We start from the raw sequence: 22,813 nt of genomic DNA, 5'->3' as shown, positions 1-22,813 counted from the left end.
GGAGATGGGGAGGCCGTGGAGGAGGCCCCGGATCGCGGCCAGGTCGCGGCGGGTCACCGGGTGCCCCGGGCGGCGTCGTACTGCTGGATCGCCCAGACGATCGCGTGGCAGGCCCACAGGAACGTCCAGTCCCAGTCGCGGAGGTCCCACTCCCACGTGTCGGCGGTGACGCCGAGCCGCTCCAGGTCGCCCAGCACGATCCGGGTGCCGTCGGCGTGGGCCAGGTAGCCCTCGTCGTCGTAGTCGGAGACCGTCTCGCGGACCTCGGCCGGCGGGTTTGGCCTGGTCGGGATGGCCCGCCGGGTGTACTGGTCGAGCAGGTGCGGGTACGTGTCGGCCTCGTACTGGTCGACGCATTCGGTGATGAGCTGGCGGGCGTGCTCCTCGCTGTGCTCCATCGCCGAGGCGCGGCTGCCGCCGTCGAGCTTCTCCGACCAGTAGGTCGGGTTGATCCGGCCGCCGGCGCCGCGGAAGAACTCGAACATGTCGTCGATGCGGCGGAACACCCTGGCGGGACCGAAGTCGCCGCGGACCACCAGCGCGCCGGGCCAGGTGATGACCTCGAACGACCAGATGCCGGTGCCGGGCTTGGCGCAGTGCAGGTGCCGGTAGAGGCCGTCGTCGTGGCGGACGGTGAGCTGGTGCTCGGTGGTGTCGCGGGCGAACCGGTCGGCAATTTCCTGCTGGAGGGTCTTGGGCTTGGTGGTGGTGTCGGTGCTCATCGGGTCCTCCGGGGCAGGCTGATGCCGAGCAGGCGGGCGTAGTGGGCGAACACGGCCGCCCAGTGGTCGGGGTCGGTGATCGCCGTGTGGGCGGCGTCCAGGCGGGCCAGGTGGGCGCGGGTGCGCAGGTGGTGGCCGGTCCAGCCGGCGGCCAGGCCGAGGAGCAGGGCGGCGAGGGTGGCGAAGACGGGGGCCATCACGCGGCCTCGTCCTGGTGGTGGGTGGGCTGCCACGGGCCGAGGGTCGGCCGGTACGGGCCGTCGGTGACGTCCACGGCGGTCACCGGACACCTGCCCGGTCCGCGTCCCGCACCCGGCGGCGACCCGTGCCAGTCGGCACCGTGGTGTCCAGCTCCGGGTACCACACCTGCCGCAGACCAGGCCCCCAGCCGGCGTGCTTCGCGTCGTACACACGTCGACCCGGCGCAGCGTCTCCTCCAGATCCGGCAGCGCCTCGGTGATGCCGACGGCGCCGGTGACGGTGATCTGCCCGGTCGGCAGGTCCACCCGCCACGACGTGACCAGACCGGCCAGCATGTCCGGCGCGGCGAGCAGCAGCAGCTCGTCGCCGCCGAGCCGCACCGCCGTGCCGTACGGCTGGAGGTGAGCGGCGACCGCGACGAGCACCGCGTCACCGGCGGCGTGGCCGAGGGTGTCGTTGATTGCCTTGAAACCGTCCAGGTCGACGAGGGCGACGAGCTGCCCGGCGGGCCGGTCGACCTGCCAGGTCTCCTCGAGCCAGCGCCGGTTGTACAGGCCGGTGAGCGGGTCGGTGGTGGCCTGCCAGGTGCGTTCGGCGAGCCGCTGCTCCAGGTAGACGATGCGGGCCTGGAGGGCGTCGACGTCGAGGGTGGGGGCGGTCATCGGGTGCCGCCCTGCTGCGACTCCAGCTCGGCGACCCGAGCCCGCAGCCGCTCCACCTCGGACCGGCCGTCCGGCTGGATCTGCGCGCGGATGTGCAGCTCCGGCCCCCACGGGTCGTCGTCAAGCCGGATCGTGTGCTCCGTGAACGGGATGTCGCCGCCGGTCCCGCCGTCCTCGGTGATCTCGCTGCCGAGGTAGCCGGACAGCTTCTCCAGGTCGGCCCGGCTGTCGAGCACCCCGAGGTGCATGCGGATGTGGCCGCCGACCGGCAGGTCCAGGCGGACGATGCCGTCGACGAGGTGGCGCAACTCCGCGGCGAGACGCTGCCGGGTGGTCGGCTCGCTGGTGCCGTCCGGGTTGGCGATGTGCTGGTCGAGCACTGCGGCGGCCTCGGCGACCGTGTCGAACCCGGCGACGGCCGTCCCGCACGCGCAGACCGCGCTGCACGCGCCCGGACCTCCGGTCGAACCGGCGGCGTGGTAGTGCTCCGGAGCACCGACGACGGTGACGCCCTCCTCCGGGTGGTACGGAAGCTCGCCGTCCACCTCGTCGAACTGCACGAGGATGGTGTCGTCGGCGTACCGGTGGACGACCGAGACGGTCAGCGGGTCGCCGAACCCGGCGCAGATGACGGCCATGCCGGCCGTCAGGTACCGGGCCTTGATCTCCCGGCGGGCGGCGGTCAGGTCGGGGGTGGTGTCCGGCTCGGCCGGGGTGTTGGTGTTGGGGTTCACGTACGATCTCCTTCGGTTGGCGGTCCCGCGGCTCTTGGTCGGTGTTGCGGGGCCGCTGTCATGTCCGGGCCCGGACGGGCACCGGCAGGGGTTCAGGGGCGGGCGAGCGGCCCGGCGGTGACCAGCTGCAACTGCTGACCCGACTGGAGCGGCTGCGACCCGCCGAGGCGGCGGTGCAGCTCGTGGAGGCCCTTGACGGTCACGCGCACCTGCGGGGCGTCGAGGACGAGGTCACCGGTGCGCGGGTGGTAGTGCGACGCGGGCATCTCCGACAGCCAGCCGGCGTTGACGGCCCGCTGGTAGGCCCGCCACCGGCCGTCCGACTGCTGCCGGTAGGACCACTCGAAGTCGCCGAGCAGGGTGAACAGGCGGCGTTCGCCGAGCTGGATCTGCGGGTCGCGGGACAGCACCTTCGCGGCGTCGCGGACCGAGAAGTCACCGTCGGCGGAGGCGAGCAGGTCCCACGACTCGGCCTTCGGTGCGGCGATGGCGAGCTGCGCGGCCTGGGCTTCGATCTGCCGGGCCTGGTCGGCGGCGAGCTGGAGCGCGTCGGCGTAGGTCTGGGGAATCGCGGGCGCGGTGCTGTAACTGCCGGTCTTGCGGATGGCGGGGAGCACCTCGTGGGTGATCCACCGCTTGAAGGCTCTCGCCTCCGGCTTGCGGGAGCGGAGGATCAGCGAGTAGAGGCCCGGCTCGTTGATGGTGCCGAACTGCTGCTGCCCGCCGGGGGTGTCCAGACTGTGTACGCCCCTCTCGTCGTCGTCGAGTGCGGTGAGCGACGAGCGGTGGAGTCCGAGCAGGGCGAGGATGTCGGCGGCGACGAACCAGGGCTCGTCGTCGATCAGGACGGTGCGGATCTGGGCGCCGTCGGTGTATTCGAAGGCGCGGGCGAGAGCGGACACGGGTGCCTCCTTTCGGTTGTGGGTGGGTCAGGCGGCCGACTGCTGGGCGGCGGCCTTGCGGCGCCAGATGGCGACCTGGATGTCGGCGAGGACCGCGCTGAGCGCCTCGGCCGCGGCCTGCCCCTCGGGGCTCGCGGGGTCAAGCGGCGTCACCAGCGGATGCGCGTACTTCGGGGTCTTCGGCCCGGGGGCGCTTGGGGTTTGCGGGTACGTGGGAGGCGGTTGCGTCATTTCTTCGCCACCCGCCCGAATAGCGCCTCCACCGTGGTGTCCAGGTCGCTTGCCATGCGCAGCGCCAGGAGAAGGCTCACGCCCTTCTTGCCGGCCTTGATGAGGGACATGTGCGGGCGTCCGATGCCGTGCTGCTTGGCCTGGGCGGTGACCGACTTGAGCCCCTTCTTTTCGGCCAAGGCGTCGTAGACCTCGACCCGCAGCCGCGCCCCGTCGCCCCTGGGCGATGGTGCGTTGGTCTTTCCCGTCGGTTGCATGGGCAAGACGGTAGACCGTTGGCTTTAGGCAACGCAACACCTGGCGGCAAAACACGCCGAGACCAACCGAACGGGTGGGTACCCATCGGCCACTCCGATGCCCTATCGTTGCCCGCAGGCAACGACAGGAGGAGGTCATGGGCCATGTCCCAGCCCACGAACACCCAGGAAGCCGACTGGATCAAGCGACGACGCGAGGTGCCCGCGATCGTCGCCAAAGAGCAACGGCCACCGAATTACCGTTGCCACTGGCAGAACGCATACCGTTCGCCTATGGGCGACGCTTCTTCGGCCGAGGACTGGGCCGGCTACCTCAGACGGATGACCCGCAGGCATGGCTGGAGCGTCGCCAGGCTTGCGCGAGAGTCTGGGATCAACCGGGCTACGATCTTCGGCTGGATGAACGGCGACGGGGTGACCGTCGCCAACGTCAAGGTCATTGCCAAGGCTCTCGGTGACGACGAGGCACATGCCCTAGCTGCTGCGGGTGGGGTGGAGCCGGAAGAGGCTCTCGACCCTGACCTGCGGATCATCCTCCGGCGGCTGAAGTCTCCCGAGGCCAGCGAAGCGGAGAAGGCCGTCATTCGAGGGACACTGAAGCACCTCGCCGACCTCGCCGACCGCGCCGAGCGAGGCGAAGAGCAGGATCGCCGCGCCAGCTGATGCCGCCGCGCCGCCGGCTCGCCGCCGTACCCGACCGCCCCACCCGAGCCGTTCTCTACGTCCGGGTTTCCGCGCTGATGGGCCGCGGCGGCGAGGACTTCCATTCGCCCGACGTGCAGATCAGCGCCATGCGGCGCACCACCCACGGCATGACCGAGGTCGCCGTCGTCGAGGACATCGACCGCACCGGCCGCCACTTCTCCCGCGAAGGCATCGACCGCATCCGCCGCATGGCCGACGCGGGCCAGATCGACGCACTCGCCGTCTACGACGTGTCCCGCCTCGGCCGCAACGTCCGCGAGTCCCTCGCGTTCCTCGCCGAACTGGCCGACAAGGGCGTCACGATCCTCTCCGCCAACGAGCAGGTCGACACCTCCACGCCGGCCGGGCGGCTGATGCTCACCAACATGCTCGCCATCGCCGAGTACCGCTCCGACGAGATCGGCCGAGGCTGGTCCGGGGCGATCCAGCGGCGTGCCGAGCGCGGCCAGCACCACGGCCGCCCCCTGGGCTATCTGAAGGAGGACAAGCGACTCGTCCCGGACCCGCTGGTCGGTCCGGCCATCGCCGAGGCGTTCCGCCGGTACGCGGCTGGCGCCCGGGTCGGTGAGGTCACCGAGTACCTCTCCGGTGTGCGCGGCGTCGCCATGACCAACATCAACGTCAAGAAGCTGCTCCGGAACCCCGCCTACCTCGGCAAGGTCGTCGCTGGCGGCGAGGTGCTCCAGGGTGAGCACGACCCTCTTACCGACGAGGAGACCTGGCGGAAGGTTCAGCAGCGACTCGACGACGAGGCGGGCGCCCCTCCGCGCGCCCTGGCGTACACCTGGGCGCTTGTGGGGCTGGTGGAATGCCAGAGGGGCCACAAGCTTCAGAAGCAGGGCAACAGGCTCGTCTGCGGCCACGGACGGGGCGACACGAAGGGCGGCGACTGTCCCGGCGTGGGTAGGCCGATCATCGCCCTCGTTGAGGAGGAGACGCTACGCCAGGTCGCCGCGTACGCGGCGAAGCTGCGCACCGACGCCGGTGTCCGCGCTTCCCGCGCCGCACGGATCGACAGCGCGCGCGTCGACCGGGACCGGCTGGAGAAGGAGTTGAATGCCGCACGCGCGGCCATGGTGAAGCTCGCCACCAGCAACGCCCTTAGCCAGCTTCCAGACGAGGTCTATCAGAAGGCGCTCGGTGAGCTGACCCGCATCGAGCAGTCGGCTGCGGCCGAGCTGGCTCGGCTCGCCCCCGTGCGGGAGGCGCCCGCCCCGGAGGCTGAGGCGGCGATGGTGGACACGCTGCTCGGGCTGTGGCCGGACATGACGAATCAGGAGCGCAGTCGGGCGCTACGCGCCGTAGTCGACAGGGTGGAGGTGCGTGCGGCGGAGCGGTGGCGGCAGCCCGAATCCGAGCGCATCGAGGTTCATTTCCGCTGGTAGACGTGTTGGCGCTTTGCAATCCGCCACCACTGTGAGGGATTGCAAAGACCTACCAACGCTGCGTCACCTCGAAGAGGAGTTGCTCTTCGTCAGCCGCTCGTGGATGCGTCGGGCGGCGGCGGCCACCTCGGGGTCCATGCCCATCAACTCCATGTCGACGTGCACCCGACCGGGCTGCACGGTGTCGGTGTGCCGCACCCGGGCGAGTTCATCGCGGAGGGCGGCGGCCTCGGCCTGGTGCCTCTGCGCCTCCCGCTGGGCGGCGGCGGCCCGGTCACGGGCCTGGAGCCCGTAGAGGTGCGCGCCGACGGCAAACGCGGCGGCGCCGAGGACGGCGGCGAGGATGCCGAGGGCGTTCCGGGTGGTCTGGATCTGGCTGTGGGTACGGCTGTTCCTGTGCATGGTTGTGCTGCTCCGCACTGTGAGGCAGGTGGGGGTGATTGGAGGGCGCGGGGCCCTCTCCGAGGCGCGGTGGTCCGGGCTCTGCCCGGGTGGCACGGGCCGGCGGGTCAGGCAGGCCGTGGGTCGAGAGCCTCGCCGTCGCGGCCGGTCAGGTGTGCGCGGGCTCGGGCGACGGTGAGCCGGTCGAGGGTGTCGGTGTCGACGGTGGCCGTGGCGGCCAGTCCCTGCATCTCGTGCCCGCCGCCGGGTGGCTTGGAGACGGGCGGTGGTGGGCTGTCGACCCAGGCGCCGGGGCCGTGGCCACACCGGTCGGGCCGGTCAGCGGCGGCCGGGCGCGCGGGCGTGGGGAGGATGCGTGGCACCTGCCGGGTCTGCGGGTCGCAGGGCTCCACGTCGTCGTCGCGGGTGGTGGCGGCCCGGTCGGTGCCGCGGTCGGGGCGCGCCGGCCGTCCGGATGGTCCCGCGCGGGGGTTGGCCACCTGCTCCGGGTCGACCTCCACCGGGGGCGCTACGGGTGCCGGCCTGGCGGGGCGGGGGGTGGGCAGCGGCGCGGGGGTGGCGCCGACGAGGGGTGGGTCGACGGGCGCGGGCTCCGGTGCGGCGGGGCTGGCCGGCGGGAGCAGGGCCGGCGGGTCCACCACGATGGGCGGGCCGGGTGGGGCGGGTACCTCGATGTCGACGGGCGGCGCGTCGAGGGGCGGCGCGTCGGGCTCTGGCTCGGCGGGTGCCGGCTCGTCGGCGGGCGTCTCGGGTGCTGGCGCGGGCTCGCTGGGCTCGGGCGGATCGTCGCGGTCCGGCTCGGTCGGCGGCGGCCGGTCGGCGGGGTCGTCGCAGTCCGGCGGTGGCCGGTCCCGGCGCGGCAGCACCCGGGGCGGGTGCTCGCGGGTGGGCCGGTCGAGTACGCGGTCGACGGCGCGGTCCACGGTGGCCGGCAGGGGGCGGTCCGCGGCGTGGGCCGGGTCGGAGTCGAGGGCGGCCAGGGCGGCGAGGGCCAGCATGGTGCCGCCGGCGGCGATGATGGCACGCTGGGTCCAGCGGGCGATCATGGACATTGGCCAGCACCTCCCCGCACGTCCGGGGTCCTGTAGAGACTGTCGATCTTAGTACACCTGTGCGACCAGGGAAACTCTTCGTGGCAGACGATTTACCGCAAGTTGCATAGATACGGTTCTGTCACGTGACGTTATGCCTGGAACGTTGCCCGTGCAACCGCCGTGCCCGAGTCGTCGGTCAGGCGGTGGTGAAGTCGAACATGTCGGCGCGGTACGGGCCCCGGGTCTGCGCTCCGACATGGATGGTCACCACGGGAACAACCTCGCCCAGCTCGATGCCCAGATCCACGCGTTCGGCGTCCGTCGGCATGCGACACACGATTTGGGCGGATCTAGGAACCCTGACATGTTGCCGAGTCTGCTGCTGCACCACGCGCGTACCGTAGCCACCCTCGGTGACAACCAGGCCCTCTCCGCGCAGCACGGCCAGTGCCCGGCGCACCGTTTCCCGACTGACCCCGTGGGTCTGCTCCAGGGTCTTACTCGACGGCAGTAGCGCACCGGGTTTCACCTGCCCGGACGCGATCAGCCCTCGCAGCAGGTCGGCGAGCTGCTGGTAGACGGCCCGCTCGGCGCGAGGGTCAATCACGGGCGAACCGTACGAACGACGCCGGAGTTGACAACCTGGGGTCCGGGGATCCTGGGGCCCCCAGGTACGTGGCCGCTCAACCTAACCCTGGACACACCACCGCCCCCGCGCCTGCTGGCCGGGGGCGGTTCTCTGCGTGGGCTACTGGTCGCCAGCTCGGCGACGTCGGATGAACTCCTCCACCGCGGCCCGCCGCACGAACCGGTAGCCGCTCTCCGACCGGTACCAGTCCTGTCCCTGCTCGCCGAACTTTCCGGCATCGACGCGGCGGCGAATCGTGTCGACCTTGTCCGGGTAGCCGGCAGCCTGGACGACATCCGTCACCTGCTTCACGGTGAGCCAATCTGAGTCCACGGTCGCCCTCCCTGCCGACGCTCGCAACTTTGGCGAGTCTCTCGATGATCGCAGACAGGGCAGGGCGAGCGCGGGAGCGGTGGGTGGCGACATGTCGTGAAGGCTAGCAACCTTTGGAACTCTGGCAACTCTGTGCCATGATGACCGGCATGAAGCTGACTGACCGGAGCCAGCAGCCGGCCCAGACCGCCAAGGACCTGGCCGCAGCCCTCGCCGAAGAACGCGCCATCATCGACGTCCAGCGCACCGACCAGCAGGAGCGCCGCCGCCTCGACGCCGAGCACCGCGACGCCCTGGCCGCCGTCGACGAGCAGTCCACGACCCGCCGGCGGGCCCGCCGCGAACGCGACCGCGACGAAATCGAGGGCGCCGAGCTGGCCGCCCTGTACCGGCGGGCCGCCCGGTCCGGCACCCGAGCCCGTATCCGCGCCGAGATTCAGCGGTCCGCCGAGGTGCGGGCGCTGCGGGTGGCCGGGGTGCGCCGGTACGCCCTGCTGCTGGGCCTGCCCCTCGTGGCCGGGTTCGCCGCCTACTCCACGCCCGGCGTGCAGCGGGGCATGGTCGAGCTGCTGGACCTGGAGCGGGGCTCGGCCGGCTGGTGGGCCGCGTGGGGGGTGGAGCCGCTGCTGATCGCGGTGGCGGTCGGGATCATCCTCGCCGGGTCGGTCCTACGGATGTCCGGTGGGCAAACCGACCGGCGGGCGGACGTCGCCAAATGGGGCGCGCTGTTCTTCTCCGTCGCCCTGAACCTGCTGGGCGGCTGGACCGGCAAGCACGACTCGGTGACGGCGCTCGGTGAGGCCCTGGCGCACTCGGTGGGGGCGGTCGGCGCGGCCGTGGTCGCGTGGCTGATCGGGGTTCTCGTCGACTACGCCAGCGAGGCGAAGCCGTGGGATGGCGCACCGCGGATCGCGGACCTGAACCTCACCGCGCCGGCCCTGGCGCACCCCGCCGCACCCGCGTCACCGGCCACCCTCGGCGGGCCCGTTGACGCGCCGCCGGCCCTGCCGGTGACGCACGAGCCGGCTCGGGTTGACGCACCGGTGGCGCAGCCAGATGACGCGCCCGTGGCGCAGTCCGCGCAGCCTGCGTCACCGCAGGTCACCTCCACTCTGACGCGGTACGACGCACCCCAGCGGCGCACTCGCGAGGTGGTGATGCGGCGCCCGGTAAGCGCCCCGCCTGCCGACCGTGACGCGGCCCTGGCGCAGGCCGCCGACGCGGTCCTGCGCAAGAAGGACTCGATCCGTGGCGCGGCCCGCGCTGCCGGCGTGCCGGACGCGACGCTGCGCCGGCACCTGACTCAACTGCGCACCGTGGCGCAGCCACCCGCTCAGAAGGTCAACGGCCACTCCCACGAGCTGGCCGGGACGAAGGAGAACTGATCATGCCCACTACGACCGCGCCGCCGACCCACTTCGTCAGCTTCGTGACCAGGTCCAGCCGCGGCTGGACGTCGATCACCCTGCCGGCCGGCATCCAGAGCCCCGCCGACATCGAGGCCATCCAGTCGTACCTGCGCACCCAGACGGGCCAGCCGGGGCTGACCGTCACCGGCTGGCAGCGCTTCGAGACGGAGGCCTCCCGGTGACCCGGCTCGCCGAACTCGAGCGCCGGCTCATCACGACCACCGACCCCACCGAGCACGCCCGCGTGCGCCAGCAGATCCGCGACGCCGGACTGGTCCACGTGGCCGACGCCCTCGACCGCATCGCCGCCAAGACCACCACCCGATGACGCCCCGGGGCGCGGCCCCCGCCGACCAAAGCAGCGCCGCGCCCCGGGTCACCTACCCACAGAGAGAGGCAGGACCCTCATCATGTCCCACTACACCAACCGGGCGCACCGTCGCGGTGACGCCGGACCCGGATTCCTCGTCGGCCTCGCCGCCCTGTTCCTCACCGTCGGCATGGTCGCCGTGGCGCTCGGATGGTGGTCGGCGTGACCGTCACCAACGGCCACAGGCCCACGCTGCGTAACTCTCCACTCTCCACTGGACAGTTCCGACCCTCCCCCGTCAAGCGCGAAACCCCGGCAGGCAAGCCGGAAACTCTCCACTCTCCGATTACCGACGGTGACGCCGGGGTGCGGCGGTGGCAGGCTGTCAAGGCGTACTTCACGCTGCCGTCACCGCTCACCGAGAAGGCCCCCGGCATCGACCAGATCCGCGCGTACGCCGACCGGGCCCCGTGGACGTCCCGCCACGACGGGCCGGTCCGGTTCGCCGGCATGGCCTACGCCCGCCTGGTGGCGATCCCCTACCTCACCTGGTCGCGGATCCGCGAGTGGATCGTGGCGCGGCCCGCCCGGCTGATCGTCACCGCGCTGACCGTCAAGTTCCTGTCCGAGCTGCCGCCGGCCGATTGGGCTGTCGAGCACGTCGTCAAGCCGGGCGTGGCGTTCGCGCTCTGGCTGTTCCTCTAACCCCCGAAGGAGAGATCACCATGATGAAGCCTCTGGCCTGGATCGGGTTCGCGCTCGCCGTCATCGGCGGCGCTGGCCTGGTCGGCGTTGGCCTCGCCTCAACCGTCCTGGTCGTCGCCGCCCTCGGCGCGCTGATCATCATCGCCATCGACATCGCCAAAGACCGCGTCCCGAACCAGTACGCGGTGATCGGCGCGTTCGTGTTGCCCTCGCTGATCGTGTCGATCAACGGCACGATCCCCGACTGGATCAACGCCCGACTCGGCGACCTGTGGGGGTGGGCGAACGACACCCTCGGAGACTGGGTGGGCACGACCACCGTCGGCCTCGCCCTGGCCGCCGTCGCCGTGTCGTTCCTCGTGTCGACGAAGACCATGCAGCGGGCGGGGCGGTAACCCGTGGAGATCCTGTTCTGGATTTGGGTGCTGACCTGGATGGCGAAGACGGCCACGCAGGACGTGCTGTACGCGTGGTCGGGGAAGCCGAACCCCCGCTACGAGCTGAAGAAGCAGAAGGCGCTCGCCGCCGGTCAGCCGGTCCAGGGCCAGCCCCGGTACGGCACCCGTGACTGGCTCGCCGACCTGCGCTCGGACGCGCTGGTGGCGCACACCGAGAATCGACGGGCGAAGGCCAAGGCCGCCCGGCAGCCGGTCGACGACATGCTCGACGTTGCCGAGGTGCGACCCGCCGACACCAAGCCGGCCGCTGACACCAAGCCGGCCGCCGAGCCGGACTGGCTGACCCCCGCCCCCGACGAGATGGACCTGCTCACCAAGGGCAACCCGACATGCCCCCGCTGTAACCTTGTGCTCCTGTCCCTCCAGTCGGACGGCTCCACCCGCTGCCCCGTCTGTGAACCGGACGTCACCACCCCCGACCAGTCGGACAGCCGCGCTCGATGCAACCGGCCCGGCTGCTTCGACGGCCGGATCATCGGCACTCGCTGCTGGCCGGGCGACCCCACCAGCTCGGACACCGCCGACCAGAACTGCGACCGGTGCGGGTGGCTGTCCTCCCACACCACCGGCAAGACGTGGGATCAGCTCGCCGACGAGTTCCACAACCGCCCGACCAGCGACCCGGCTGACACCCAGCCGCTCGCCACCGTCATCCCAATGTTCCCCACTATCAAGGAGGCACCCATGTCCAACGCCGAAATCACCGGCCTGCCCACCGCCATCGCGTTCGCCCGGGGCATGGCCGCCGCCCACCGGGCCGCGTCCACCGCCGGTGGCGAGCAGTACGTCGCCGCCCTGAGGAACTTCGAGGTCGGTGACGGCACCATCGCCACGGTCGCCACCGCGCAGGAGATGTCCGCGCAGGCCGCTGCCGCGTGGGAGCGGGCCGCCGCCGATCTGGCGAAGCAGACCACCGTCACCGAGGCGTACCAGGCCGTCCCGGACGCCGGTAACAAGCGGTTCGTCACCGGCGAGTAGCCCCGACTCCCGCCGTGCGGCGCAGGCCCTCCCCGGTCTGCGCCGTGCGGTGGAAGCCGGGACACCCGAGGGAGACACGATGACCACCAAGACCGTGGTGTCCGGACCGGACGCCCCCACCCGAGCACGACGCGTGGACCTGTCCGCACAGAGGGCACCTCACGTCGCCGTGGGTGCGCTCGTTCTCGCCGCCGGTGCCGCCCGCACCGCCGTGCACCTCACCGGCGACGAGGCCACCGTGGCGCAGTTCGTGGCCGGCACCGCTTTCGTCGTCGCTGTGGTCGCCGCCGCGGTCGTGTCCCGGAAGCGGCGGGTGTTCGGCCCGAAGGCCACCGCCCGCGCGGTGGCGTTCATCGCCACAGCCGCCGGCTGGCTCACCGGAGTCACCGTCACCGGCCTCAGCCTCGGCGCGGTCGGCATCCTCATGGCGTTCGGGTACGGCCTGGCCCTGCACTGGTGGCGGGAGCACCGCATCGACCCCGGCCCCGCCCGCCGGAAGGTCGACGAGCGTCCGTACGTGCAGCGGTGGAAGGCGAACCTCGCTGGCCCTGGTGCCGCCCTCACCGGCTCCGTGGCCATGGACGAGAAACCGGTGGAGGGTGGTGCTCGGTTCACGGTGCAGCTCGTTCCCGGCAAGCAGGAGCTCGCCACCGTCACCGGCGCGGCTGGGAAGATCCGCACCGGCCTCGGCTTGCGCGCCACCGACGAGCTGGTGGTGGAGCACCACCCTAGCCGCGACCAGTCGTACATCCGGGTGACCGTGTTGGAAGCCGCTCCCGTGCTCAAGCGCGACAACGTGTGGCCCGGCCCGGAGGCGTACAACCCGACGACCGGCAAGGTGGCGCTCGGCCCACACGTCGACGGGGACGGGTACGCGCAGTGGCGGGTGTACTCGTCGAACTCCATCTGGGGCGGTTTCCTCGTCGGCGCTCAGGGGTCGGGGAAGACCCGCATGATGGAAGGCATCGTCATGTCGGTCGTCGCCTCAACGCCGACGGCGGTGTTCTTCGCCGACGGGCACGGCGAAACCGGCGCGTCGTCGAAGCTGCTACGCGATCACTGCGACTACTTCGCCGGCACCGCCGACCAGCTCCGCACGATGCTCGCTGGTCTGCACCTGGTAGCCGAAGCCCGCTTCGACGACATGCTGTTGGACGACCTGGAAGGGTTCACCGCGACCGAGGACCGTCCCGGCCTGATCCTGGTCATCGACGAGTGCCACAAGTTCTTCGAGCACGACGACATCCAGTACACGGTCGCCAACATGATCACCGAGTTCCGGAAGGTGGGCTTCGCGGTCATCGCCGCCACTCAGTCCGCCAACCTCAACCGGGCGTTCGGCACCGGCGACGCCGCCGACGCACTGCGAGGCGCTCTCCTCACCGGCAACGGGGTGGTCTTGCGCATCAAGAGCGGGTCGATCAAGGACGTGCTCAAGCTGCCCTACGATCCGCGTGACTTCCCCGACATCCCCGGCTACGCCCGCATGGTCGACGAGTCGCGTGGTGCGGCGTTCCGGGGCTTTCGGGTCACCGACGAGCAGGTGGAGACTCTGCCGAAGCAGCTTCGCTGGCTGTCCTTGTCCCCGCCGGAAGCTGCTGCATTCGGTCCGGCCTACGACGAGCGGAAGCTTGTACGGGTGAAGGCGAAGGCGGAGGCGTTGAAGCGCCGCCAGCAGCGACAGGCCGGCATCCACACCCCGCCGCCGGTGTCACCTTCGGTTGCGGCAGCCACCGCGACGGGCGTCCCTCCGCAGGTCGTGGCAGAACTGCTGGAGGACGTGGTGTTCCCGGTGTGGCCGGGGTCGATGGAGCCGCCGACGCTCGACCTGTCCGACAGCCACCGGCGGATCCTCGACGCGGTGGGCGGTGGCCGTCAGCAGCCGAAGGACGTCATGGAGGCCGTCGGGCTGGGGTCGAGCCGCTTCTACCAACTCGCGTCCGAGTTGCAGGCGCACGGCTACCTGACGAAGACCGGCAAGGGCCCGGCGGCCCGGTACACGGCAACGGAGAAGGCGCACAGTCTCGCCGCGTGACACCCAGAAGCGCCCCGCCACCAGCACGGTGGCGGGGCGCTCTGCTGTCCACAAGATGCGAGGGTTATCCACAGGCGCGGCGTCGAGGGTTGCCCCACCCGCCGCAGGGCCGGCACGCTGACCGGGTCGACGCGGCCACTCCGACGGCACCGGCCACGCCCGAGGGCGGTGGGGTGCCCGACCAGCAGGCCACCGACGTCCGGGCTCGGACAGCACGAAGCGCCCCCACCGCCACGCAGGCAGTGGGGGCGTTTCTATAGCGCGCTTGACAGGCCCCTAAAGCGCGCTATACGCTATGGGCATGACGGCGACGGCAACCATCACCCGCACCCTCGACACCTACCCCGGCGAAACCCGCATCGATCACCTCTGGTCCATCACCATCGACGGCGAGCGCATCGCGGAGCTGTGGGTCGAGATTGCCACCGGCGAGATCCTCAACGTCTGGACCCACGAAGACCACCGGGGCCAGGGACACGCCACCGCCCTCTACCAGCAGGCCGCCAGCGAGATCGACATCTTCCACGCGCCCGTCAGCCACCGCACCGACGACGGCAACCGTTTCGCCGAGCGCGTTGGCGGACTCGTCATGCCCGACTGCAACACCTGCTGCGCCAACCTGTACGCCGACGAAGACGGAGACCAGTGGTGACCAGCATCGACGACCTTGCCCGCGCCATCCAGGACCGCCACGACATCGACACCCTCGCCGCCGCCCTCGAGTCCGTCGCCGTCATGGTCGACCAGATCGCGGACGACCCCGACCTCTGGGATGCCGACACCCGCACCCTCACCCCATCCGGCGTCGAGGTCGTCTCGCAGGCAATCGCCGAGTCGTACATGGTCGGTGCGGTGGCCACCAGCGCGCAAATCCTGCTGTCCGACATCGACGACACCGCCGCCGAGATCGCCAAGCTGGAGGAGGGGCACGCGGAGCTGGTGGCCCGCCGCGACGAGCTGATCCGCGCTGCCCTTCGCACCGAACTGCCGCGCGCCGACATCGCCAACGCTGCCAGGGTCAAGCCGGCACGTCTCTACCAGATTCGTGACGGTCGCCGCTGATCCACCCGGGTCCGAACACAGCGAAGCGCCCCCACCCCGGCCGCGAGGCCAGAGTGGGGGCGCTGGTTGTTTGGTCGGCACCCTCCGGACGGCCGTCAACGGGGGCACCGCGCTGGTGATCCTACCGGCGACCGGACAGCAGCCGCGCCACGGTCGCCGGGGCGTACACCCGGCCACGGGCGACCGCGGTCACGATCAGCGGCGCGACCACCGCCACCACACCGAGGATCGCGGTCTCCTGCTCGTCGGTCACCTCCAGGCCGAACGCGACGAGGAGAGCGAGGGTCGCGGTGACCGCCGCGGTGATGCCGCCGACGGTCCACAGCGGCTCGGTGCTCTGCGAGGCCGGCACGGTGCTGCCGGGCTGGGTGGGTCCGTACTCCATGAGGTGCCTCCAGGTACGACGAGGCCCGGACCAGCGCGGTCCGGGCCGAGGTTGGTCAGGTCAGCAGCCAAGCGAGGCGCGCAGCTCGGCGACCTCCAGCGCGATCCGCTGGCCGCGCTCCGTCTCCGGCGGCGGACTCCGGTCCGCCAGCACAGTCAGCAGCTCACACCACCGCTGATCGGCGTCGGCCTGCGCGCGGTGCGTATACCAGATACCCGCCCCCGACACGGCCAGCACGGACACTAGGACGGCGAGCAGCGCGTACCACACCGGGACAGGCCGCCTGTACGGGCTCACCGCGGATCACCCGCCGAGGGCGCGGACGAGGGCAGCGGCGAGGGCGAGGGCGGTGCCGGCGATGCTGGCGCCGACGACAACGCTGCGCCCGGGGTATGCCCCGCCAGCAGCAGATGCACGACCCCCGGCCCGGCCATCAGCGCGGCGCTCACGAGCAACGCCGGCCAGTCCGCGCCCGTCTTCAACGCGTACGCGAACCCCGCCACCCCGGCGGCGAGCGTGGTGAGGTCCCGCACCAGCGGGATGCGTTGCTGCAGCGTCACTCACGTGCCTGCCCCTGGCCGGCGGTGGCGAGCAGCTCGCCCATCCGTCGGAGCACCTCCGCCGCGTCGAGCGTCCCGTCCTGTCCCTGCTGGACGAGGGCGAGCAGGTCGGCGTCCCGGCGGGCGGCGGCCTCGTCGCGCTCCCGTTCGGCCTGGGCGTGCTCGTCGAGGCGGGCGAGGATCGCCCGGCCGTCGACACCCTGCTGCGCGTCGATCAGGGCCCGCACCTCGCTGCGGAGCGCGGTCACCTCAGCTCGGGTGCGGGCTGCGTCGGTACGGGCGTCGAGCAGGATCGCGGACGTCGGCCGCACCGCCGGCTTGCCGTCGACCGGCGGCAGGTTGTAGTCGCGGTACGGCTGGCTCCACACCTCGGCAGCGACCTCATCGGCGCTGGGCATGTCGTCGTCCTCTCCGGCCAGCGCGTGCTGGACCTTGGTCAGCAGGTGGTCCCAGGGGAAGTTGGGGCCGGGGTCGGTGTGCGTGGTGCCACCCCACGCCCGGCGCATGTCGTCGTGGCCGTAGAAAGCCCGGACCCGGGGGTTGGACGTCATCTCGACGACGGTGGCGCGGCGGGGGGCGATGTCGTACTCGCGGCACACGACGGCGAGCACCTGGGCGAGCCGGTCCCACGCCACCCGCTGGAGCCACTGCTCCCTGGTCCAGCCGTTGACCCCGGTGATCTCCACCGCGATGGCGTTCTCGTTACCGGTGCTGGAACCGGCGTGACCGGCGCGGGCCCGGGTGTCCAGCGACTGGATCACCGAGTCAGCGTCGACGTAGAAATGCGCGCTGACCTCGTCTGTGCGTCTGGTGGCGTAGCTTGCTTCCTGCTCGGCGCTCGCGTCGTTGCTGGTGTTGTGGATCGCGATGCCGCATTTCGTGCTGTCCCGGTCGCTGTAGGCGTTACGTCCGGCGACGTACCTGACCCCAGAGACGATCACTGCCCCTCCTCGGGAACCTCGGGGGGTTCTGGGATCTCGACGGGTTCCTCGATGACCGGGGCGTCAACGAACCGGAAAACGGTCTTCGGCGGTGGCGGAATCTGCTCCGGCGTCGGGTCGTCCTGCGAGTACACGTTCCCGTCGGCGAGGTTCGCGTCCAGCAGCCCCTGACGCTCAGATTCGGGGATGTCGCGGCGGGCGAGCAGCCAGCCCGAGAGCCGCCACTCTTCGATAGAGAACATCAGTTCCTCCCTATGGAGACGGTTCGACGAGTACATACCGGTTGAGCACCGCCGCCGTGGCACCCGACGTGTCGCTGCGGAACAGCGACCGCACGTTGTAGGCACCGCCCGGGGTCAGTCCGGGCACCAGGGTCCGCCGCTCGGCAGGCGAGTACTTGTAGCCGACGTCGGAGTTGTTGGGCCGCCACGGGCCTGCCGCGCGGGTGTCGTCGGCGGTCACGGCGACGGTGCCGGATCCGACGGAGCTGCCGATGCGCACCTCGAACGCCAGCAGGGAGCCGGCTACGGACGTGACGGCGTTGGTGCCCAGCGAGGCGGAGACAGTGATGTACACCCGGCCGCTAGGCGGGGCGGTGAACGCTGTCCCGTGGGTGGTGCCCGGCTGGTATGCCTGCGACGACGTCGTGTCGTTGGCGGCCTGGTGCGCGTCGACCGGCTGCGGTGTCGACTCGATGCGCTGCAGCTCCGTCTCGACCGCCTCGGCGAGATCCTGGGTAGCGCCTGCGATGTCCGGCGGGTCATCCGGCTCCAGGTACGGCAGGCCGTATATCGACGTTTCTCCAGCCATGATGTCCTTCCGTGGTCAGAGGGGGATCACTGTCAGGTTCCGGCCGCCGAACCGTGCCTCGCCGCCGGGATCCATCTCGGAGACGTAGCGCGCGGTGAACGTGTGCAGGCCCGGATTGAGGCCCTCGTGCAGTACCAGCCGGGTGGCGGTGGGTCCGGACCCGGCGGGCCCGTAGTAGGCCAGCGACGGCGGGGTGTCACCCGTCGGCACGGTGGTGGCTCCACTGATCTCGTAGGCCATTTCCCCGCCGCCGGCCGCGACGAGCATGGTGATGGTGGACGTGATCAGGACCAGGCACCTACCGGACGGGCCGATCAGCACGTCCGACACGACCGGCCCGGGGGTGGCCAGGTCCCCCCAGGTGGACGAGGACGTCGTCTCGTAGGCGGCCACCGTTTCCGACGTGGTGCGGATCGCGTCCAGGGCCGACGCCGCAGCCGGGGAGCCGGGGATGGTGAGCCGGCCGAGGATCGCCCACGACGAGGCAGCCTGCCCGGTGGTGAGGATGGCCACCGTGTCACCGGGGGCGAGCACCAGCACCTCGGTGGTGTTGAGGACCGGTAGGTCGGTGACGTTGACCCCGTCGACCTCGACTGTGCTCTGCGCTGTCGTCGGATCCCATGCCCGCACAATGCCCTGCCTCAGCTGGACCCCGGCGGTGGGCTGCGGGACGAGCAGCGGCACCAGGTCATCGGACGGGTACGACACTAGAGCCTCCCGAGCAGGATGGTGGTCTGCTGGCGGGTGGAGGCGGGCATCGCCTCACCTGGAGCCAGCGGAACGGTGAGCCGGTCGATGACGTGGATTTCGGAGCGGCCCGGGTATCGGACCCGTATCGGGTCGCCCGGCTCCAACGCCGGGTTGGGCACTGCGGTGAAATCCACCGCGTACGGCAGGCCGAGTTGGGCGGTCAGCAGCGACGCGGCGGCGATGTCCGCCTGCCCCTGCGAGGTGATCAGGGGCGACGAGTACCGACGCGGGACTCTGCCGAACGGGCCGTCCCACCATGTCGGGCTGGCGGGGTTGTTGTCGACGACGACGGCCCGTGCCGGTGTGGACGTGTCCGCGCCCTCGCCCACCGCGATCACCCCGTTGTACACGCCCTCCCGGGTCAGCCTGCGGCCGATTTTGACGAGCACCCCGCCCTCACCGTGGTTGACCTCCCACACCGGCTGAGCGGAGGAGACGGGTGTGCGGATGACGAGGACACCCCGGTGGTCCCACCACCACGATTTGCCCACCGACGTGACGAGGTCGTGGAGGACCTGATACCGGTCATCATCGGCGATGATCTGCCGGCCGATCTGCTGGTCGGCGGTACTGTCGTCCCACTCGATGGTCACCCACGGGTAGATGTCCGTCACCAACGTGGACATAACCTGCCCGTAGGTGGTGGTGGCGGGAAACTGGACCGGGGCAACCATCCGCCCGTCCACAATCCCCGACATGCGGTCCCGGCCCATGACACGGATCGGGCCGCGCGGGGCGTCATCCTGCTCCGGCGTATAAATCCGGTAGTAGCCGAGGGACACCCACTCGGTGACGCCGTTGCCGTAGCGGACACCCCGCCGCACGAACAACTCGTTGCCGTACGGGGCGAGCAGACTCGACGCGCGGGTCGGCCACAAGCTCCCCTCAGTGGTGAGATCGAGGGTGGAGCGGACCTGCGCGGACCCGTCCATCTGCACGTCGCCGTCGAGGATCGGAATGTCCGTGCCGTCCGGGTTGACCCCGGTCGAGCCGGGGGCCACCACACGTGCCTGCACCACCATGCGATGCGAGCCCCGCAGAGCGCGGAGGAAACGCTCGCTGACCGGTCTCATGGCACCACCACATCGGCCGGGTCGCCCACCAGCTCCAGCAGGTCGAGGCATGTGTCGTGGGCGTCGAGCACGTCCTGGCAGGTCGCGTACGTGTTGAGCACCGTCTGGCAGGTGACTGTCGCCCCGACCACGTCCGGGCCCGGTGCCGCGACCTCCACGCAGGGCAGGGCAAACACCCGCTGCACCAGGTCGACGGTCGGCGGGGTGATCTCACGGACGTCCCCGACCGTCACATAGCCGCCCGGTACCGCGCTGACCCGGCCCGACGCGGCGGGCACGTGCACCAGCAGCACATCACCGGACGCCAGCACCAGGTCCAGGTCGGAGGCGTCGTCCGCCGTGTCTGTCACGACCTCCAGTACCCACTGCCTGGATCCGCGCACATCGGTCACCGCCACCGGGTAGGACCGGCCGATCACGTCGAACACGCCAGCCCGGCTGCGGCGGGTTACCTCGCCGTACCCCCGCACCGACACGACACGGTTAAGGAACGGCCGGATGAGGGACTTGAGCCACACCCCGGCCAGGGTCGGGGTGATCTGGTCGGTCTCTGCCCCCAGGGTGCGCCCGCTGTCCGGGTCGTAGACGCGCACCCGGAAGAAATTCGCCGCACGATCGGCGAACTCGTAGTCATCGGCACGGACCGCAGCCCCGGCGGTGCCGTCACGGTCCAGGCCACCGCGCACCGTCGTCCACCGGATCGAGTCCGTGGACCGCTCGACCACGGCGGTGCCGTAGCTGGTCACGTCGTCCCAGCTTGCGGTGACCGGAAGGGTGTTGGTGTTGGCGCTGGACAGGATGGACCGGTGCCCGACCCGTCCGGCGGCGGTGATGCTGGCGTCGGTCTGGTCGATCTGCCACGTAGTCGGCTGCTCACCTGACGCCAACCACGCCCGCGCGCGCAGCCTCGACCCGACCACCTGCAACCGCAGGCCGTGCATGGCGCCAGCGACGTGCGTGAGGCCAGTGGTGTGCTGCACGATCAGGCTCTCCGTGCCGGCGAGCCGCTTGCGGAGGGTCAGGATCACCCCGGCCGTCGTGCTGAACTCCAGGCGGGCCAGGTAGCAGGTCGCCCCGTCGTCGGTGGACCGGGCCACCAGCGACGCGAACTGGCTTCCACCAACGGCCAGGGCATCCGTGGAGACGGTCGCGGACCGGTCCGAGTCGGCCGCCCACCCGGTCAGTGACCAGCGGGAGACGTTGACCGATCCCAACACGTGCTTACCGACCCCATCGGCCACCTGAAACGCGGTCGCAGCCCCCACGGTCAGCCATGTGTGACCCGAGTCGGACACGCCCCACCCGTCGGTGACGGCCCGGGTGAACGTGTCCCAGATGCCGGGGGCAACCCCGGCCAGTCGCACCCGCGACAGGGTGTCGTCGTAGGTGAGGGACAGCACCGCAGCCGACTGGATGGCCTCCACGTACGCGTCGAACACGGCCGTGCGGGCGGTGCCGGTCAGGCTGGACAGCGACAGGTCCCCGCCCGGGAAGAATGACTCCCGCAGTGCGCGGGACATCTCGATCTGCACTCCGGCCCGGGTCGCCCCGTCGTTGCAGATGTTCGTCGGATCCGCGCCCGCAAGCTCACTGGCGGCTATGGTGACCACGAACCCGGCCAGCTCCAACGCCGCCTTGATGCGATCCCGCAGACCGGCGTCGAGCCCCCCGATCAGCGTTTCCGCGACCCCAGTCGTGCCGGTGTACCCGTGAAAGCTGATCACCCGGTGGGCTGCGGCGACGAGACTTTCGCACATCGGCTCATCAAAATTACTGCTGGTGATATGCAGCTCGGCGAAATTGTTCGCCGGCTGAATCCCCGCGAACTCGTAGAACGCCATCCGGTCGCCAGCCACCGCGCGGGCGACCGGACCCGCTCCGGCCTCGATCAGACCGCCGTGGATGGCGATGGCCGCCCACGTCGACCCGGTCGGCCGGATCGCCGTCCGCGTGTAGTCCACACCCTCCGTCTTCGCGGCGGCGAGCGCGGCGTAGTTCGGATACAGGTCAGGCACGCGTCTACCTCCCCGCCCCGGCGCTCACGCGCCTCCGCAGCCCCCGGTTGTGGTCCGCCACCTCGACCCGCACCATCCCGCGCAACTCCTGGTCGCCGATGAACACCCGCACCTCGGTGGTCCCTGCGGACTGGGTCAGCGACGCGGTGGCCGGGATGATCTGCTGCCCGTACCAGCGGGCCGCCCGCGACAAGATGTCCAGGCTCCGCTCGGGGTTACCGTGCCGCGGGATGAACGCCTCGCCGCCCGTGGCCGGCTCCGCCCACGCGTACCGGGCCGGGGAGACCGGGGCGGCGATCTGCGCCTCCCGCAGCACACCCTCGGCCGCGTGCTCGTACACGCCACCCCACCGGTTGAACTCGCGGGGCCCGCCCCGGGCGGTGTATTGCTCGGCGATGATCCGCTGCCGCACCGTGCTGGTCTTGTCCAGGTTCACCGACGCCAGCCACTGCCTGTACGCGCTGACCTGACTACGCGCGGGCCCCGTGTCGGCCTTCACGGTCCGGTTGATGTTCGGGATGCCGAAAAGGCTGTTCGCCAGCGCAACAGCTCGGCCCTTCTCGACGCCCATCGCGTCGGCGGCGGCGAGGAACTTCGCGCGGCTCTGCTCAATCACCTCAGAGGCCATCTGGTGATTGCCGGTGGTTTCCCGAATCGTCGCAGCGTTCTCCTTGGCGGCCTTGGCAGCGGCCATCAGCATCTGAAGGTTACGCTCCCCGGCCTCCGTGTTCTCGTTGATGCCCTTACCGGCACCCTCCTTCGCCGCCTCACCCAGCTCGCGGAACGCCGACGCCATCCGCATGTTCGCTTCAAGCGCGGTGAAGGCACGTCCGGTGGACTGATCCAGGAAATCCGTGAACGTCTGCACCGGCGGTAGCGCATCCCGGGCCGCGTCACCAACCCCACGGACCCCTCGGACGCACGGTCCGCCTGCGCCCGGTACCGGCCCGACGCGTCGGCGGCGGCGATCTCCGCATCGGTCATCCCCGCCGTTTTCAACGTGGCGAAATCAGCGGCCTCGGCCGTGCCCAGAGTCGCCTTGCGGTACGCCTCAGCCTCCGCGCTGCCCGCCTTGAAACCGTCGCGGTCAGGTCAAGCTGGATATTGAAGTTCTCCAACGCGCCGC

Annotated in this window: 32 protein-coding genes; 12 read left to right on the top strand and 20 right to left on the bottom strand. The window is 71.0% G+C overall.

All coding sequences use genetic code 11. From position 1 onward, the window contains the following. Positions 1-53 precede the first annotated feature (53 nt). The 6 genes from GA0074694_RS15075 to GA0074694_RS15055 all read right to left on the bottom strand — a co-directional run bounded on the left by GA0074694_RS15075 (position 54) and on the right by GA0074694_RS15055 (position 3,709). Positions 54-722 carry a hypothetical protein gene (locus tag GA0074694_RS15075; protein ID WP_091450625.1) on the bottom strand — a complete coding sequence of 223 codons (669 nt, stop codon included), beginning with the start codon at positions 720-722 and terminating at the stop codon, positions 54-56. Beyond that, entirely contained in the window at positions 719-1,585 is an 867-nt protein-coding gene (locus GA0074694_RS15070) for a GGDEF domain-containing protein (RefSeq protein WP_091450627.1), read from the bottom strand. Before GA0074694_RS15070 ends, GA0074694_RS15075 begins: the two co-directional genes overlap by 4 nt. Continuing rightward, positions 1,582-2,319 carry a hypothetical protein gene (locus GA0074694_RS15065; RefSeq protein WP_091450630.1) on the bottom strand — a complete coding sequence of 246 codons (738 nt, stop codon included), beginning with the start codon at positions 2,317-2,319 and terminating at the stop codon, positions 1,582-1,584. Before GA0074694_RS15065 ends, GA0074694_RS15070 begins: the two co-directional genes overlap by 4 nt. A gap of 92 nt (positions 2,320-2,411) precedes the next feature. Next, a complete protein-coding gene (locus GA0074694_RS15060; RefSeq protein WP_091450632.1) occupies positions 2,412-3,221 on the bottom strand; it encodes a phage antirepressor KilAC domain-containing protein in 810 nt (269 codons plus the stop codon). 27 nt (positions 3,222-3,248) lie between these two features. Next, a complete protein-coding gene (locus tag GA0074694_RS30925) occupies positions 3,249-3,452 on the bottom strand; it encodes a hypothetical protein (protein WP_141713930.1) in 204 nt (67 codons plus the stop codon). Next, the gene (locus GA0074694_RS15055; RefSeq protein WP_091450635.1) at positions 3,449-3,709 is read right to left on the bottom strand and encodes a hypothetical protein; all 261 of its coding nucleotides are present in this window, start codon (positions 3,707-3,709) and stop codon (positions 3,449-3,451) included. Before GA0074694_RS15055 ends, GA0074694_RS30925 begins: the two co-directional genes overlap by 4 nt. Before the next feature lie 144 nt (positions 3,710-3,853). Here GA0074694_RS15055 and GA0074694_RS15050 point away from each other — a divergent pair, with 144 nt between their 5' ends. Together GA0074694_RS15050 and GA0074694_RS15045 are read left to right on the top strand one after the other, a co-directional pair. After that, on the top strand, positions 3,854-4,372 hold the full coding sequence (locus GA0074694_RS15050) for a helix-turn-helix domain-containing protein (RefSeq protein WP_141713931.1): 519 nt from the start codon (positions 3,854-3,856) through the stop codon (positions 4,370-4,372). Next, positions 4,372-5,799 carry a recombinase family protein gene (locus tag GA0074694_RS15045; RefSeq protein WP_091450639.1) on the top strand — a complete coding sequence of 476 codons (1,428 nt, stop codon included), beginning with the start codon at positions 4,372-4,374 and terminating at the stop codon, positions 5,797-5,799. Before GA0074694_RS15050 ends, GA0074694_RS15045 begins: the two co-directional genes overlap by 1 nt. 63 nt (positions 5,800-5,862) lie before the next feature. Here GA0074694_RS15045 and GA0074694_RS15040 read toward each other — a convergent pair whose 3' ends face one another. The 4 genes from GA0074694_RS15040 to GA0074694_RS15025 all read right to left on the bottom strand — a co-directional run bounded on the left by GA0074694_RS15040 (position 5,863) and on the right by GA0074694_RS15025 (position 8,196). Then, complete coding sequence (locus GA0074694_RS15040) at positions 5,863-6,201, bottom strand: hypothetical protein (protein WP_091459252.1); 339 nt, start codon at positions 6,199-6,201, stop codon at positions 5,863-5,865. A gap of 107 nt (positions 6,202-6,308) precedes the next feature. Next, positions 6,309-7,253, bottom strand: a complete 945-nt coding sequence (locus GA0074694_RS15035; protein WP_091459250.1) for a hypothetical protein — start codon at positions 7,251-7,253, stop codon at positions 6,309-6,311. Positions 7,254-7,431: 178 nt separating this feature from the next. Next, on the bottom strand, positions 7,432-7,842 hold the full coding sequence (locus GA0074694_RS15030) for a GntR family transcriptional regulator (protein WP_091459248.1): 411 nt from the start codon (positions 7,840-7,842) through the stop codon (positions 7,432-7,434). Positions 7,843-7,983: 141 nt separating this feature from the next. After that, positions 7,984-8,196 carry a hypothetical protein gene (locus GA0074694_RS15025; RefSeq protein WP_141714147.1) on the bottom strand — a complete coding sequence of 71 codons (213 nt, stop codon included), beginning with the start codon at positions 8,194-8,196 and terminating at the stop codon, positions 7,984-7,986. A 149-nt stretch (positions 8,197-8,345) separates the two neighbouring features. On the opposite strand from GA0074694_RS15025, the gene GA0074694_RS15020 reads away from it, so the two are divergent. The 10 genes from GA0074694_RS15020 to GA0074694_RS14985 all read left to right on the top strand — a co-directional run bounded on the left by GA0074694_RS15020 (position 8,346) and on the right by GA0074694_RS14985 (position 15,153). Beyond that, positions 8,346-9,581, top strand: coding sequence for a hypothetical protein (locus GA0074694_RS15020; RefSeq protein ID WP_091459243.1), 1,236 nt, complete (start codon positions 8,346-8,348; stop codon positions 9,579-9,581). Positions 9,582-9,583: 2 nt separating this feature from the next. Next, entirely contained in the window at positions 9,584-9,787 is a 204-nt protein-coding gene (locus tag GA0074694_RS15015; RefSeq protein ID WP_091459241.1) for a hypothetical protein, read from the top strand. Further along, positions 9,784-9,933, top strand: a complete 150-nt coding sequence (locus GA0074694_RS31655; RefSeq protein ID WP_176737960.1) for a hypothetical protein — start codon at positions 9,784-9,786, stop codon at positions 9,931-9,933. Before GA0074694_RS15015 ends, GA0074694_RS31655 begins: the two co-directional genes overlap by 4 nt. Before the next feature lie 82 nt (positions 9,934-10,015). Continuing rightward, the gene (locus GA0074694_RS33655; RefSeq protein WP_281190022.1) at positions 10,016-10,141 is read left to right on the top strand and encodes a hypothetical protein; all 126 of its coding nucleotides are present in this window, start codon (positions 10,016-10,018) and stop codon (positions 10,139-10,141) included. Positions 10,142-10,281: 140 nt separating this feature from the next. Continuing rightward, positions 10,282-10,620 carry a hypothetical protein gene (locus GA0074694_RS15010; protein WP_091459239.1) on the top strand — a complete coding sequence of 113 codons (339 nt, stop codon included), beginning with the start codon at positions 10,282-10,284 and terminating at the stop codon, positions 10,618-10,620. A 20-nt stretch (positions 10,621-10,640) separates the two neighbouring features. Continuing rightward, the gene (locus tag GA0074694_RS15005; protein ID WP_091459237.1) at positions 10,641-11,015 is read left to right on the top strand and encodes a hypothetical protein; all 375 of its coding nucleotides are present in this window, start codon (positions 10,641-10,643) and stop codon (positions 11,013-11,015) included. Positions 11,016-11,018: 3 nt separating this feature from the next. Further along, positions 11,019-12,056 (top strand): hypothetical protein, encoded by a 1,038-nt coding sequence (locus GA0074694_RS15000; protein WP_091459235.1) that lies wholly within the window; start codon positions 11,019-11,021, stop codon positions 12,054-12,056. A 79-nt stretch (positions 12,057-12,135) separates the two neighbouring features. Then, positions 12,136-14,091: a P-loop NTPase family protein gene (locus tag GA0074694_RS14995; RefSeq protein WP_091459233.1), complete on the top strand. Its 1,956-nt coding sequence runs from the start codon at positions 12,136-12,138 to the stop codon at positions 14,089-14,091. 301 nt (positions 14,092-14,392) lie between these two features. Further along, positions 14,393-14,743 carry a GNAT family N-acetyltransferase gene (locus GA0074694_RS14990; RefSeq protein WP_141714145.1) on the top strand — a complete coding sequence of 117 codons (351 nt, stop codon included), beginning with the start codon at positions 14,393-14,395 and terminating at the stop codon, positions 14,741-14,743. Next, a complete protein-coding gene (locus GA0074694_RS14985; RefSeq protein WP_141714143.1) occupies positions 14,740-15,153 on the top strand; it encodes a hypothetical protein in 414 nt (137 codons plus the stop codon). The genes GA0074694_RS14990 and GA0074694_RS14985 overlap by 4 nt, the downstream gene beginning before the upstream one ends. A gap of 121 nt (positions 15,154-15,274) precedes the next feature. Here GA0074694_RS14985 and GA0074694_RS14980 read toward each other — a convergent pair whose 3' ends face one another. Genes GA0074694_RS14980 through GA0074694_RS14935 form a run of 10 tightly spaced genes read right to left on the bottom strand, consistent with a single transcriptional unit; the run spans position 15,275 to position 22,555 of the window. Further along, a complete protein-coding gene (locus GA0074694_RS14980; protein WP_091459227.1) occupies positions 15,275-15,538 on the bottom strand; it encodes a hypothetical protein in 264 nt (87 codons plus the stop codon). 60 nt (positions 15,539-15,598) lie between these two features. Beyond that, a complete protein-coding gene (locus tag GA0074694_RS14975) occupies positions 15,599-15,835 on the bottom strand; it encodes a hypothetical protein (RefSeq protein ID WP_141714141.1) in 237 nt (78 codons plus the stop codon). Next, the gene (locus tag GA0074694_RS14970) at positions 15,832-16,098 is read right to left on the bottom strand and encodes a hypothetical protein (protein WP_091459223.1); all 267 of its coding nucleotides are present in this window, start codon (positions 16,096-16,098) and stop codon (positions 15,832-15,834) included. The genes GA0074694_RS14975 and GA0074694_RS14970 overlap by 4 nt, the downstream gene beginning before the upstream one ends. Continuing rightward, positions 16,095-17,039 carry a peptidoglycan recognition protein family protein gene (locus tag GA0074694_RS14965; RefSeq protein WP_091459220.1) on the bottom strand — a complete coding sequence of 315 codons (945 nt, stop codon included), beginning with the start codon at positions 17,037-17,039 and terminating at the stop codon, positions 16,095-16,097. The genes GA0074694_RS14970 and GA0074694_RS14965 overlap by 4 nt, the downstream gene beginning before the upstream one ends. Further along, positions 17,036-17,281: a hypothetical protein gene (locus GA0074694_RS14960; protein WP_091459218.1), complete on the bottom strand. Its 246-nt coding sequence runs from the start codon at positions 17,279-17,281 to the stop codon at positions 17,036-17,038. The genes GA0074694_RS14965 and GA0074694_RS14960 overlap by 4 nt, the downstream gene beginning before the upstream one ends. Positions 17,282-17,291: 10 nt before the next feature. Further along, positions 17,292-17,849 (bottom strand): hypothetical protein, encoded by a 558-nt coding sequence (locus tag GA0074694_RS14955; protein ID WP_091459217.1) that lies wholly within the window; start codon positions 17,847-17,849, stop codon positions 17,292-17,294. 15 nt (positions 17,850-17,864) lie between these two features. Then, complete coding sequence (locus GA0074694_RS14950) at positions 17,865-18,557, bottom strand: hypothetical protein (RefSeq protein ID WP_091459215.1); 693 nt, start codon at positions 18,555-18,557, stop codon at positions 17,865-17,867. After that, entirely contained in the window at positions 18,557-19,672 is a 1,116-nt protein-coding gene (locus GA0074694_RS14945) for a DUF5047 domain-containing protein (protein WP_091459213.1), read from the bottom strand. The genes GA0074694_RS14950 and GA0074694_RS14945 overlap by 1 nt, the downstream gene beginning before the upstream one ends. After that, the gene (locus tag GA0074694_RS14940) at positions 19,669-21,687 is read right to left on the bottom strand and encodes a poly-gamma-glutamate hydrolase family protein (RefSeq protein ID WP_091459211.1); all 2,019 of its coding nucleotides are present in this window, start codon (positions 21,685-21,687) and stop codon (positions 19,669-19,671) included. Before GA0074694_RS14940 ends, GA0074694_RS14945 begins: the two co-directional genes overlap by 4 nt. A 4-nt stretch (positions 21,688-21,691) precedes the next feature. Further along, the gene (locus GA0074694_RS14935; protein WP_091459208.1) at positions 21,692-22,555 is read right to left on the bottom strand and encodes a hypothetical protein; all 864 of its coding nucleotides are present in this window, start codon (positions 22,553-22,555) and stop codon (positions 21,692-21,694) included. Positions 22,556-22,813 lie beyond the last annotated feature (258 nt).

The organism is Micromonospora inyonensis, from assembly GCF_900091415.1.
GTDB classification, from domain to species: domain Bacteria; phylum Actinomycetota; class Actinomycetes; order Mycobacteriales; family Micromonosporaceae; genus Micromonospora; species Micromonospora inyonensis.
The sequence above is the reverse complement of the archived record's forward strand: the minus strand, read 5'-3'. Positions and strand labels throughout refer to the sequence as shown.

Bases quoted from the DNA above. Each gene is read 5' to 3' on its own strand.
- GA0074694_RS15050 (WP_141713931.1), top strand. From the start codon at position 3,854: ATGTCCCAGCCCACGAACACCCAGGAAGCCGACTGGATCAAGCGACGA.
- GA0074694_RS33655 (WP_281190022.1), top strand. From the start codon at position 10,016: ATGTCCCACTACACCAACCGGGCGCACCGTCGCGGTGACGCCGGACCC.
- GA0074694_RS15005 (WP_091459237.1), top strand. From the start codon at position 10,641: ATGATGAAGCCTCTGGCCTGGATCGGGTTCGCGCTCGCCGTCATCGGC.
- GA0074694_RS14980 (WP_091459227.1), bottom strand. From the start codon at position 15,538: ATGGAGTACGGACCCACCCAGCCCGGCAGCACCGTGCCGGCCTCGCAG.
- GA0074694_RS15040 (WP_091459252.1), bottom strand. From the start codon at position 6,201: ATGCACAGGAACAGCCGTACCCACAGCCAGATCCAGACCACCCGGAAC.
- GA0074694_RS15070 (WP_091450627.1), bottom strand. From the start codon at position 1,585: ATGACCGCCCCCACCCTCGACGTCGACGCCCTCCAGGCCCGCATCGTC.
- GA0074694_RS15075 (WP_091450625.1), bottom strand. From the start codon at position 722: ATGAGCACCGACACCACCACCAAGCCCAAGACCCTCCAGCAGGAAATT.
- GA0074694_RS15055 (WP_091450635.1), bottom strand. From the start codon at position 3,709: ATGCAACCGACGGGAAAGACCAACGCACCATCGCCCAGGGGCGACGGG.
- GA0074694_RS15045 (WP_091450639.1), top strand. From the start codon at position 4,372: ATGCCGCCGCGCCGCCGGCTCGCCGCCGTACCCGACCGCCCCACCCGA.
- GA0074694_RS15015 (WP_091459241.1), top strand. From the start codon at position 9,584: ATGCCCACTACGACCGCGCCGCCGACCCACTTCGTCAGCTTCGTGACC.
- GA0074694_RS14945 (WP_091459213.1), bottom strand. From the start codon at position 19,672: ATGAGACCGGTCAGCGAGCGTTTCCTCCGCGCTCTGCGGGGCTCGCAT.
- GA0074694_RS14990 (WP_141714145.1), top strand. From the start codon at position 14,393: ATGACGGCGACGGCAACCATCACCCGCACCCTCGACACCTACCCCGGC.
- GA0074694_RS30925 (WP_141713930.1), bottom strand. From the start codon at position 3,452: ATGACGCAACCGCCTCCCACGTACCCGCAAACCCCAAGCGCCCCCGGG.
- GA0074694_RS15035 (WP_091459250.1), bottom strand. From the start codon at position 7,253: ATGTCCATGATCGCCCGCTGGACCCAGCGTGCCATCATCGCCGCCGGC.
- GA0074694_RS14995 (WP_091459233.1), top strand. From the start codon at position 12,136: ATGACCACCAAGACCGTGGTGTCCGGACCGGACGCCCCCACCCGAGCA.
- GA0074694_RS15020 (WP_091459243.1), top strand. From the start codon at position 8,346: ATGAAGCTGACTGACCGGAGCCAGCAGCCGGCCCAGACCGCCAAGGAC.
- GA0074694_RS14960 (WP_091459218.1), bottom strand. From the start codon at position 17,281: ATGTTCTCTATCGAAGAGTGGCGGCTCTCGGGCTGGCTGCTCGCCCGC.
- GA0074694_RS14955 (WP_091459217.1), bottom strand. From the start codon at position 17,849: ATGGCTGGAGAAACGTCGATATACGGCCTGCCGTACCTGGAGCCGGAT.